The sequence below is a fragment of the Streptomyces sp. NPDC006602 genome (assembly GCF_042870385.1).
Taxonomy (GTDB): domain Bacteria; phylum Actinomycetota; class Actinomycetes; order Streptomycetales; family Streptomycetaceae; genus Streptomyces.
The window spans coordinates 303,154-313,381 of record NZ_JBIAHG010000009.1 but is presented as its reverse complement, the minus strand read 5'-3'; the positions used below and the strand labels follow the sequence as shown (position 1 = coordinate 313,381).

Annotated in this window: 9 protein-coding genes and 2 pseudogenes; 4 read left to right on the top strand and 7 right to left on the bottom strand. The window is 70.3% G+C overall.

Annotated elements, in window-relative coordinates; all coding sequences use genetic code 11:
• Nucleotides 1-90: 90 nt before the first annotated feature.
• A pseudogene (locus ACFYO2_RS24535) lies at nt 91-243 on the top strand (MOSC domain-containing protein); the annotation flags it as partial.
• 177 nt (nt 244-420) lie between these two features.
• On the opposite strand, the gene ACFYO2_RS24530 reads toward ACFYO2_RS24535, so the two are convergent.
• Both ACFYO2_RS24530 and ACFYO2_RS24525 read right to left on the bottom strand, forming a co-directional pair.
• The gene (locus tag ACFYO2_RS24530) at nt 421-1,308 is read right to left on the bottom strand and encodes an aminoglycoside phosphotransferase family protein (RefSeq protein ID WP_388352764.1); all 888 of its coding nucleotides are present in this window, start codon (nt 1,306-1,308) and stop codon (nt 421-423) included.
• A 229-nt stretch (nt 1,309-1,537) separates the two neighbouring features.
• Nucleotides 1,538-2,188, bottom strand: a complete 651-nt coding sequence (locus tag ACFYO2_RS24525; RefSeq protein WP_388352761.1) for an HAD family hydrolase — start codon at nt 2,186-2,188, stop codon at nt 1,538-1,540.
• A gap of 344 nt (nt 2,189-2,532) precedes the next feature.
• On the opposite strand from ACFYO2_RS24525, the pseudogene ACFYO2_RS24520 reads away from it, so the two are divergent.
• A pseudogene (locus ACFYO2_RS24520) lies at nt 2,533-2,745 on the top strand (polysaccharide lyase family 7 protein); the annotation flags it as partial.
• A gap of 103 nt (nt 2,746-2,848) precedes the next feature.
• Here the strand turns inward: ACFYO2_RS24520 and ACFYO2_RS24515 are convergent.
• Entirely contained in the window at nt 2,849-4,210 is a 1,362-nt protein-coding gene (locus ACFYO2_RS24515) for an alpha/beta hydrolase (protein ID WP_388352758.1), read from the bottom strand.
• Nucleotides 4,207-4,986 (bottom strand): hypothetical protein, encoded by a 780-nt coding sequence (locus ACFYO2_RS24510; protein ID WP_388352756.1) that lies wholly within the window; start codon nt 4,984-4,986, stop codon nt 4,207-4,209. The genes ACFYO2_RS24515 and ACFYO2_RS24510 overlap by 4 nt, the downstream gene beginning before the upstream one ends.
• Before the next feature lie 227 nt (nt 4,987-5,213).
• On the opposite strand from ACFYO2_RS24510, the gene ACFYO2_RS24505 reads away from it, so the two are divergent.
• Nucleotides 5,214-5,963, top strand: coding sequence for a hypothetical protein (locus ACFYO2_RS24505; protein ID WP_388352753.1), 750 nt, complete (start codon nt 5,214-5,216; stop codon nt 5,961-5,963).
• A gap of 66 nt (nt 5,964-6,029) precedes the next feature.
• Here the strand turns inward: ACFYO2_RS24505 and ACFYO2_RS24500 are convergent, their stop codons facing one another.
• Nucleotides 6,030-6,782: a LuxR C-terminal-related transcriptional regulator gene (locus ACFYO2_RS24500; RefSeq protein WP_388352750.1), complete on the bottom strand. Its 753-nt coding sequence runs from the start codon at nt 6,780-6,782 to the stop codon at nt 6,030-6,032.
• A 287-nt stretch (nt 6,783-7,069) separates the two neighbouring features.
• Nucleotides 7,070-9,061 (bottom strand): heavy metal translocating P-type ATPase, encoded by a 1,992-nt coding sequence (locus ACFYO2_RS24495; RefSeq protein WP_388352748.1) that lies wholly within the window; start codon nt 9,059-9,061, stop codon nt 7,070-7,072.
• A gap of 145 nt (nt 9,062-9,206) precedes the next feature.
• Here ACFYO2_RS24495 and ACFYO2_RS24490 point away from each other — a divergent pair, with 145 nt between their 5' ends.
• Complete coding sequence (locus ACFYO2_RS24490; protein WP_388352745.1) at nt 9,207-9,593, top strand: ArsR/SmtB family transcription factor; 387 nt, start codon at nt 9,207-9,209, stop codon at nt 9,591-9,593.
• 241 nt (nt 9,594-9,834) lie between these two features.
• On the opposite strand, the gene ACFYO2_RS24485 is transcribed toward ACFYO2_RS24490, so the two are convergent.
• Nucleotides 9,835-10,032, bottom strand: coding sequence for a hypothetical protein (locus ACFYO2_RS24485; protein ID WP_388352743.1), 198 nt, complete (start codon nt 10,030-10,032; stop codon nt 9,835-9,837).
• Between the last annotated feature and the right edge of the window lie 196 nt (nt 10,033-10,228).

Genomic DNA, 10,228 nt, shown 5'->3' with positions numbered 1-10,228 from the left:
GCACAAGTGATATCGCGGCGCTCCGCGCCGCGACCACGAGGATGCGATTCCTCCCAGGGCTGAAGCCCTGGGGTTCCTCGCAAGAATCCGCTGAAACAGGTCGTCGGCCGTGACGAAGCCGGGAACATCGTGCGAAAGGCCGGAATCATGAGCATCGTGAAGGAAGGCGGCCCGGTGCGCCCCGGCGACACGATCAAGGCGGAGCTTCCCAGCGGGCCCCATCGGGCCCTGGAGCGGGTCTGACGTCCCTCTGGGCAGGCCGTGACATGGCATCGGCCGCGCGGATTGTCGCGGGGTGAACGTCGAGCAGGCTGCGGTGCCCTGTCGCGTCCTGACCGCCGTACGCCGAGAAGTGCCCGCCCATCGCACGCCCGGTCGTCAGCCGGAACCACGCGCCGTCCCCGACGCGCAGCCACGCGGTCAGTTCGCCGCCAGGACCCGTTCGAGCGTGGCGTAGCCCGCCGGTTCCCAGGTGGGTTTGCCCCCGGGCAGACCCAGCCTGCCGTTTCGTCCGATCCCGATCAGGCCCAGGGCGCGCAGCACAGCCCAGCCGCGAGCCCGGGCGATGGTGGCTTCGTCGGCGTGCTCATAGGCGTCGAAGAACCGACTCGCCGCGCCGGCAGGCAACAGGACCCAGGCGGCTGAAAGATCGGTCGCGGGATCGCCTGCGCACATCTCGCCGAAGTCGATCACCCCAGCGAGCATTCCGTCCCGGACGACCACGTTCGCCGGATGCAAGTCACCATGCAGCCAGAGCGGCGTGCCCTGCCAGGTGGGCGCCGCGACGGCCTTCTCCCAGACTTCCCGTGCAGCGTCAGCGGTCGCGGAGTCGGTGATGACCTCGGCCCAGCCGTCGCTGTCCACATGCAATCCGGCCAGAGGGATGCCGCGCGTAGGGTTGGCCGGGGCGTCGGCGGGCGCCTCGTGATGCAGCACGCCGAGGAACTCCGCGAGGATTTCGGCCGCATCGATGCGGGTGATCGGCGCGTGATCAGCCGGCTCACCCTCGACCCAGCGCGCGATCGTCCAGGTGTGCTCGAACAGGCTCGAAGGCTTGCCGATACGCACCGGTGTGGGCGTCGGCAGCGGCAGGAGCTTGGCCAACACCGGCAGCCATGTCTGCTCGGTGCGCAGCAGGGCCGGCGCACGCTCGGTACGCGGCAAGCGCACGGCCAGCTCCTCCCCGAGGCGCCATTGTCGGTTGTCCCAGCCCCCGTCGACGTCTCGGAGCTCAAGACCTGCGAGATCCGGATGCTGATCCCGTAGCAACGCCCGCACGAGGTCCTGCTCGAACTTCAACTCGTCCATCAATGAGCCTCCGATCACTAGCGTGCGCAGGCACGCTAGCACCGGCCTAATGCGGCGCAGACGGACGTTGCCTACGGCCTTGGGTCCGTTTGATGTCGTCGGCCCCGCGAATCGCCCGGTGGCACCACCTGGCCGCAGACCGCTGCGCTCATCGCCTGACGAGCAGTCACAAAGTGGGCCATGACTGCCATATTGGCCGAGGCGAGACCGTTTGAGACGAGACAGCGCCTTATCCCCGCGTGTTGAGGACAAGGTCGATCGCGGAGGCGACGTCATCGGCGACATGGGTGGGCCGGTAGGAGCCCTCGATCCAGGGGCGGCCGTCCGTCACCCACACGCTTCGAAGACCGAGCGCGTTGGCGCCCGCGATGTCGGCGTGCGGTGAATCGCCGATGACCCAGGCACCGGCGAGGGAGGCGTCGACGGTTGCCGCTGCCGCCTGGAAGATCTCCGCTTCCGGCTTCTTGTGGCCGATGTGTTCGGAGACGACCCAGCCTTGGACGAGCCGGTCGAGACCGGCGTTACGGATCTTCGCTTCCTGCTGGGCGGTGCGCCCGTTGGTGACGATCACGCACGCCCAGCCCGCCGCCTGCGCTGTGCCCAGCGCTTCGCGACAGGAGGGCGCCAGGACGACACGGTCGGCGGCGCCGTTGTCGATCAGGGCGCGCACGGCAGTGGCCGGTACGAGCTTTCCGTATCGGTCGGTCAGGGCGGCGGCGACCTGCTGACGGGCGGTATAGCCGCCGGCGTCGACGGTCATCACCCACGCGAGGTCGGCGGCGGGCAAGCCGTGCTCGGCAAGGAAGGCGGCGACTGCGTCGCGGAAGGCCGCATCGCGGTCGACCAGGGTGTTGTCGAGGTCCACCAGCAGCAACGGCATGCCCGGCAGTAGATCACGGACGAAGCGCGCTCGACGCGCGACCGGGTGCGCTGAGACAGAGGCCCGCACGACTCGATTCACAGAGAAATCGACTCGGTTGATGCCGAGCACTTCGAGCGGGCTGCCTGCGGCGGTGCTCAGGATCGTGCGGGTCAGGAACGAACTCGAGTGCGCATTCCGGCCACGCTGGCACATCAGATAGCCCCGTACGAACGCAGATCCGGTGTGACGTCCACGATCGTCGGTGACGATCTGGTGCTGGAACTCCGCCGCCATGAGGAGGACGGCGAGCTCACCTACGAGTACTACGACCCGCATCCGTGGCTGGAGGAACTGCTGCCCTGGTCGGCACGACATGGACCTACACCATCGCCGTCTCCGGCGGCGACACCATCGACCTGACGGTCAACGGCAGCACCGCGCACTACCCGACTCCGGCGTCGTTCTTCCCGTACAAGCAGTACTTCAAGGCGGGTTCCTACAATCAGTCGTCCTCCGACAGCACCACGGAGGGGGCGCGGGTCGCGTTCTACGGGCTGAACGTCTCGCACGGCTGACACGGCGCCGCGTGATCGAGTCCCGACCGGTCTCAGCCTTCGTGGAAACAGCCAGACCCGTCATCGGCGGGGCATCCGTGCGATGCCCCGCCGATGTCTGTCCTCACCCGTCACGTAGTCCGGTCAGGAACGGTGCGAGGGTATGGGTCAGGGTGTTGTGCCGCGCGGCGGCGAACAGCGGGTCGAGATGGTTCATCCCGGCGTCCGTCTCGTATCTCCCGTAAGGGATACGGGAATTGGCCACGACCTCGCGCGCGGACGACACGATCGTCCCCTTCGCGTAGCTCGTCTCGAAGACGTAGAGCGGGATGTCCAGGCTCCCGGTGTGCAGCAGCCGCAGTCCCAGTGAGCGGGCCAGGTCGGTGTCGGCGTAGGGATCGACGACATCGAGGTCCACCGACAGCCGGGACGGCCAGTACCACTCCCACACGGCCGGCTCCGGCCCACCCGCATACGCCGCCGCGACGCGGCTGATGGGGGTGATGCCCGTGTCGACCCAGCCACGCGGGGCGCCGTTGTCGGCCAAGTGCCCCGAGTGGACGCTGATGTCGTTCGGCCAGCCGAATCCGGCGTCCACCAAGGTGCCCAGCAGACCGGCGTTGGTGACGGGATACGGCGGCCGCAGCGTGTCGGGCATCCGGGATTGGAGGACCGAGCGGCCGTCCGGGTCGCGGTGCGCGTACCAGCCCGCGAGCTGGTACCAGATCTGTGTGCTCTCCGCCCGGTCGCCCAGGCCGACCCCGCTCAGGGTCATGTCGAAGACCGCCCCGTCCTCGATGGCGGCCAGCCGCTCCCCCACCTCCTCCGGCGAGTTGTCCACCGGCTGCCCGGTCCCCTCGAACGCCCCGCGCACGCCACCGTCGACGAGTACGACCCCGGTGAGGTCCCCGTAGCCGGGGCGGCCGTCGAAGTCCCACGCGGCGTAGGCCATCGCGGTGGTGGCGCCCCAGGAGTGGCCGCCGAGGACCACCCGCCGCCGCCCGCCGCGCGCCGCGGCTGCAACGACCGTGCGCAGATCCGCCAGGGTACGGGCGAGGCCCCAGCGAGCGGCGAAGGCGGAGGCTGCGGGGTCCTGGGAGCGGTAGTGGCCGTCCAGGTAGTACCCGACGGGGTCCGAGGTGGTGAACCCCGAGCGGTCGGCCAGGTTCTCCTCGCGCCGCTCGAACGCCCAGACCTGCACACCGGGCACAGCCTGGACGAGGTCCCGGGCGAGCAGGCGGAAGTCGCCCGCGGCCCCGAACATCCCAGGAACCAGCACCACCACCGTGTGTGCCGTGTCCGGACCGACCTGGAGCACGTGGACCCGGTCCGATCCCGCCGGACCGCCCCCGCCGGCCACCGCCAGCGGTACGTACGGCTCGCGGTCCCGCCCGGCGGCGACGGCCGGGCCGGCCGGCAGGGACGTGAGGGCGAGCCCGCCGACGAGTCCGCCCAGCACCGCCCTGCGAGACAGGTCTCCCGTCATGAGGCGCACCCGCCGACCCGCTCGGTGCTCAGCACCACGTCGTCCATGCGGACGTCGTACGACGACGGCGTGGGGTCGGACTGGTACAACTGCCAGCCCAGCTTGAGTCTGTCGTAGTGCGGGAAGACGAAGTCGTCGGCCGTGCCGCCGTGTTCCTTCGTGGACACCGTCAACTCGGACTGCTCCACGCCGTCCAGGTAGACGGTGACGCGATTGTCACTCGCGTCGAGGTGGAACTCGACGCACTGCCATGTCGCGGCCGTGGCGGGAGCGGAGGTCTTCCAGGCGGTCCAGTCCCCGGTGAGGCCCAGGTCGGAGCCGACTCCCAGGAAGTTGGCCTGTGCGGTGGGCACGTACTGGCCGCCCAACGGGCGTACCAGCGTGGGGACATCGGAGCCGGACGCCTCCGCGATGGTCCAGTGCGCCCAGTCCGGGGCCGTCGGGAAGTCGTTCACGCGCAGCCGCAACCGGGCCCAGAAACTGTTGCCGGGGGGCGCGAGGGCGGACAGGACCATGAAGGCACGGCCGTTGCCTTCGGTGTGGAGCCGCAGTTCGCGGCCGTGGCCGGTGCTGCTGGGTTCGACGCTCAGTGAACCGTCGGCGGTGTCGGTCGTCCAGCCGCGGCCCGCGGTCACCGGGCCGACAGGTAGGCGGTCGAAGTTCTCCCTGAAGAGGGTTGGGTGCGGGGTGGGAGTGGCGGAGGCGGTGGGGGGTATCGCGAGCAGCGCGGCCGATGCGGCTATCAGAGCGGCGGCGATCTTCCTCGTGCGAGTCATGCGGGCAGTCTGCAACAACGGTCACTGGGTTCACGTCGGACACACTGGAACTTGGAGGTCTGTTGGACAGTGATCTTCCCGTCGGTCTCCAACTGGGCGCGAATATCGCGCAGTTCGGGAACGCGACGGCCCGGGTGACGGACGTCGGCCGGATCGAATCGGGGCGGATCGTCGGCCGGCTTGTCCACTCGGGGCAACTTTCAGTCCGCCTCGGTAGTCACTCGATCATGTCCCAGATTCTCAACGGCCGAGGCGTCTCGGCGAAGTTCGACTCCGACGGCGTTCACATCACCCGACCCGACCAGCAGGTCGACATCCCCCTCTCGGCGGTCCGGGAGGCGCGGGCCGCCGAGACACGCACCGTCGAGATCCTGCTCACCGACGGCACCGCCCACCGCGTCGAGGGCGGCAACCCGACGGCCACCGCCGCCTTCGTCGCCGCCCTGACCGCCGCGCTTCCCGAGGAACGCGACCCGGCGAGCGGCGCCGTGATCACGAGCACTCAGACGCCGCGCGACCGAGGTCCTTACGGGATCATGGCTCTGGGCGCCGTCCTGGCGCTGGCCTTCATCGGGTACGCGGTGTGGGTGGCCCTCACGCACGGCGCGCGGGTCCTCGGGGTGATCCTCGGCGTCGTGCCGCTCATGGCCGGCGTCGTCATGCTCGCCTCGGGCATCGCGGAGACCGTCCGACGGATCGTGCTGAGTCGGCGCGGTATCACCGTTCTCGCCGAGGCAGTCGGCAAGGAGGGCAAGAAGACGGTGTACAGCTACACCGACACCGACGGCAGTGTCCACAGATACACCTGCAAGCGCACCCTCCCGCGCATCCAACTCGCCTACGACCCGGACAAGCGGGTGCGGGCGGCCCACGCGGACTGGCTGCCCTTCGTGATAGGCCGAATTTCGGTGAAGACCATCGGGGCCCCCCTTTGGCTGTTCGTCGGGGTCGTAATGATCTTCGGAGTGCTGGGGTGACACCGGTGCGGGGACGGGCGGTTCGGATCCCGCCCCGGACAGCGGTGCGGTCAGGTCACTGCCGGTTCAGTAGGGGCTGAGCGGCTCAGGATCAGGGAAGACGCGTGCGAGGGCCGCGGTGCGGCTGGAGACGCCGAGTTTGCGGAAGACGTTCTCCAGATGTTTTCGGACGGTACTCGCCGAGACCACGAACTGCCGGGCGATGGCGTCGGTACTCAGCCCGTTCGCCACGGCACGAAGTACCTCGAGTTCGCGAGGAGTCAGCTGTACCGGCTCGCAGCGGCGTCGAGCGAAATCGTGGTAAACGGCGATCAGATGCGGGCGCAGCAGTTCCAGCGTGAGCCGGTCGCGGTCGGTGAAGGGCTGGGCGCTCTCGCGGGAGAAGTGGTACATGCGAATGCGCCCGGGTGCGGTCGGCAGGGTCACGGCCATCAAGTTGATGAAGGGCCGCATGTAGTCGCTGTAGAGCGCCAGGTTCCGGAAGTCCCGAGTCCCCATGTAGTCCGACATCTGGGCAACATCGAGGTACCCGTGGCTGCGTTCGACGTCCATGCAGTGCGGATGCTGGTGTTTCCACCGCCACCAGACATCGTCGTCCGGCTGCGCGTAGTGGCCTCCGTACTCCACGGCCTGACTCGCCAGCACCTGCCGGGTGGGGAGGTCGACCTCGCTGAACTCTGCCAGATCGCAGGGCACCAACCGCCCCAGCCCCTGCAACAGCGTCAGCGGCGGGACCTCGCCGGGGTCGGAATGCCGGGCCTCGTCGATGACGTCGAGCATCGCCCGCATATGGCGCTCGGTGATCGAATGGCGGCTCACATGTCCCCCTGCCTCCGCAGTGACGGTTCGACACTACGCCCTTCCGGCACGGGGGGATTCGCCAAGTGACAAATGGTGGCGGAGGCGGGGGCGCGGCCACCGTCTCGTCGCGCGGGGTGACGCCGTACGGCGAGAAGACGGGTGGCCGCCCGCAACGGCGGCCTGTCCCGGGAAACCGTCTGCCAACGCCTGTGCAGGCAAGCATCGTTCGATGGCGTGACGCGGCCAGGGCTCCGGCACCTTGCGCTGTCCGGGACATCGTCACGACGGCCGGCCCGCACGTCCTTTCACCGGTTGTTCTCCGAGACGGCCCGCTGCCAGGCCGCCTCTCGCAGCAGCCGCAGGCCGTTGAGGCCGACGATGACGGTCGAGCCCTCGTGGCCGGCGACGCCGAGGGGCAGCGGCAGTGTCCAGGCCAGGTCCCAGACCACGAGGCCGGCGATGAACAGGCCGGCGATGGCGAGGTTCTGCACCACCAGCCGCCGGGCGTGCCGGGAGAGGGCGATCACGGTCGGGACGGTGGCGAGTTCGTCCCGGACGATCACCGCGTCGGCGGTCTCCAGAGCGAGATCGGAGCCCGCGCGGCCCATGGCGACGCCGGTGTGGGCGGCGGCCAGCGCGGGAGCGTCGTTGACGCCGTCCCCGACGACCAGCACCTTGCGGCCCGTACCCTCCAGTCCCCGCACCGCACCCACCTTGTGCTGTGGCAGCAGACCGGCGCGTACGTCCGTGATGCCGGCCTCGGCGGCCAGGCGTGCGGCGGCCCGCTGGTTGTCACCGGTCAGCAGGACGGGAGCGGTGCCGGTGAGCGCCGTGAGCGAGGCGACGGTGGCCGCGGCGTCGGGGCGCAGGCGGTCGGCGAGGCCCAGGATCCCGACCGGACGGCCGTCGGCCAGGACCAGGACGGCGGTGTGCCCGTCCTCTTCCAACTCGGCCGCGAGGACGGCCGCGCGTGCGGCGGTCGCGTCGGTGGCCCGTGCGAGGAGCCGGGCCGGGGCGCCCACCGCGATCACGCGTCCGTCCACGGTGGCGGTCACCCCCACCCCAGGCGTGGACGCGAAGTCGTCGGCCGCGGGCACCACCAGGTCCCGCTCGCGTGCCGCGTCCACCACCGCCCGCGCCAGCGGATGCTCGCTGGGGCGCTCGGCCGCCGCGGCGAGCGCCAGCACCTCCTCCTCGGCCAGTCCGGAGCCGGGCAGCGGCCGTACCTCAGTGACGCGGGGCGTGCCCTCGGTGAGTGTGCCGGTCTTGTCCAGCGCGACGGCGTCGACCTGCCCGAGCCGCTCCATCACCACCGCCGACTTGACCAGCACACCGTGCCGTCCGGCGTTGGCGATGGCCGACAGCAGCGGCGGCATCGTGGCCAGCACCACCGCGCACGGCGACGCCACGATCATGAAGGTCATGGCCCGCAGCAGCGCCTCGGTCAGGTCCTCGCCGAACGCGAGCGGCACCGCGAACACGGCGAGCGTCGCGGCCACCATGCCCAGCGAGTACCGCTGTTCGACCTTCTCGATGAACAGCTGGGTGGGAGCCTTGGTCTCGGACGCCTCCTCGACCAGCCGGACGATCCGGGCGATCACCGAGTCGGAGGCGTCGCGCTCGACCCGGACCCGCAGCGCGCCGGTGCCGTTGAGCGTGCCCGCGAACACCTCGTCACCGGCCTCTTTCGCGGCCGGCAGCGGCTCACCGGTGATGGTCGCCTGGTCCACCTCGCTGGTGCCGTCCAGCACCCGGCCGTCGGCCCCGACGCGCTCGCCGGGGCGTACGAGGATGATGTCGCCGACGGCCAGCTCTTCGACGGCGACGCCCTGTTCGCCGTCCTGCGGGGTCAGCCGGGTGGCTGTGGCGGGCGCCAGGTCGAGCAGTCCGCGCACCGAGTCGGCGGTCCGGGCCGTGGCCAGCGCCTCCAGTGCGCCGGAGGTGGCGAAGATGACGATCAGCAGGGCGCCGTCCATCACCTGCCCGATCGAGGCGGCTCCGAGCGCGGCGACGACCATCAGCAGGTCGACGTCGAGCGTCCTGCCCTTGAGTGCCTTCAGGCCCTCCCAGCCCGGTTCCCAGCCGCCGGTGGCGTACGACAGCGCGTACAACGGGCCCCAGGTCCAGGCGGGCGCGCCGGTCAGCTGCAGAGGCAGCGCCAGCAGGAAGAGCACGGTGGCCGCGGCGGCCCAGCGAACCTCGGGCAGCGCGAAGACGCGGGTGCGCCGCCGGGGCGCGCCCGGCCCACGCTCGGGTGCGGCCAGGCCGGCCGGGGGCGGAGTGAGGGTGGTCGTCATCGGCGTGGGGGTCCTTAACGAGGGACGCATGCGGGCACGGGGGCAGGCGTTCACGACCCGCCGCTCAGCCCTCACCATACAGGAACACATGAAGAGACGTTCATCTCTTCACGCATGCCCGGCCTGGGCTCCGTAGGATGACGCCATGGGCCACGGAGCTGACACCAAGACCGCCGTCACGGCACGCGAGCGCCTCGAGACCGTGGGCGCCGCCGAGGTGGCCGCCACGCTCCAGGCCCTCGCCACCCCGTCCCGGCTGCGCATCCTGACCCGACTCCAGGAGGGTCCGTGCGCGGCGACCGAACTCGCCGACGCCGTCGGCATGGAGCAGTCCGCCTGCTCCCACCAACTGCGCCTGCTGCGCAACCTCGGCCTCGTCACCGGCGAGCGCCGGGGGCGCTCGGTCATCTACGCGTTGTACGACAACCACGTCGCCGAACTCCTGGAGCAGGCCCTGTACCACGTCGAGCACCTGCGCCTCGGCCTGCGCGACCTGCCGGACGCGGCCGTCGAAGCGACGACCGCGAACTGACCGACGGGAACCCGAGCACCCGGCCGTCGGTCGTGCCGGTCACGATCACACGGCGAGACACGTCGACGGCCGCCCGACGCGAAGTCGGGCGGCCGTCGACGTGCGGGCGCGTCCAGGTGCGGCGCGACTCATGGCGGTTCGAGCTCGCCGAGCCTGTCCGGCCCGTCGGAGACGATGCACACCGTGGTCACCACCCCGGCATCACGGCTTCATGCCGTGCCGATGGCCGGGACACGCGTCGTCACAGAGCGGCAGAGTGAACGCTCGCTCCCGCCGCAAGGCCCTCGGCCGAAGCGACAGCCGTGAGGTCGACACAGACGTCTGCGATCGGCGTCTCGAGGAAGAGACCGCCGGCGCCCCCGACCGCGAGGCCTCCGGAGACGTTGTCCAGGTCGACGTCGGAGATCTCGGCTGCTTCAACCCGGGAGACAAGGTTCATCACGCGCGGTTCCCTTCGCATAGGTGTTTTCGGAATGGCAGAGTTCGCCAGATTCCCGAAACTGGGAATCCTCCCGGCGACTTACGCCATGCGCTGGATCAAAGCACGCCGACAAAGGTGCGGCCAGCCGCCCGAAGCGCAAACGCGACCCACCGCGAAAGCCGACTTCACCGGTGTGCCAGTGCGGTGACCGACC

What these genes read in the sequence shown, in the direction of transcription:
- ACFYO2_RS24505 (WP_388352753.1), top strand. Translation starts at nt 5,214, where the DNA reads ATGTCCCAGATTCTCAACGGCCGAGGCGTCTCGGCGAAGTTCGACTCC.
- ACFYO2_RS24490 (WP_388352745.1), top strand. Translation starts at nt 9,207, where the DNA reads ATGGGCCACGGAGCTGACACCAAGACCGCCGTCACGGCACGCGAGCGC.
- ACFYO2_RS24495 (WP_388352748.1), bottom strand. Translation starts at nt 9,061, where the DNA reads ATGACGACCACCCTCACTCCGCCCCCGGCCGGCCTGGCCGCACCCGAG.
- ACFYO2_RS24530 (WP_388352764.1), bottom strand. Translation starts at nt 1,308, where the DNA reads ATGGACGAGTTGAAGTTCGAGCAGGACCTCGTGCGGGCGTTGCTACGG.
- ACFYO2_RS24485 (WP_388352743.1), bottom strand. Translation starts at nt 10,032, where the DNA reads ATGAACCTTGTCTCCCGGGTTGAAGCAGCCGAGATCTCCGACGTCGAC.
- ACFYO2_RS24515 (WP_388352758.1), bottom strand. Translation starts at nt 4,210, where the DNA reads ATGACGGGAGACCTGTCTCGCAGGGCGGTGCTGGGCGGACTCGTCGGC.
- ACFYO2_RS24510 (WP_388352756.1), bottom strand. Translation starts at nt 4,986, where the DNA reads ATGACTCGCACGAGGAAGATCGCCGCCGCTCTGATAGCCGCATCGGCC.
- ACFYO2_RS24525 (WP_388352761.1), bottom strand. Translation starts at nt 2,188, where the DNA reads ATGCCGTTGCTGCTGGTGGACCTCGACAACACCCTGGTCGACCGCGAT.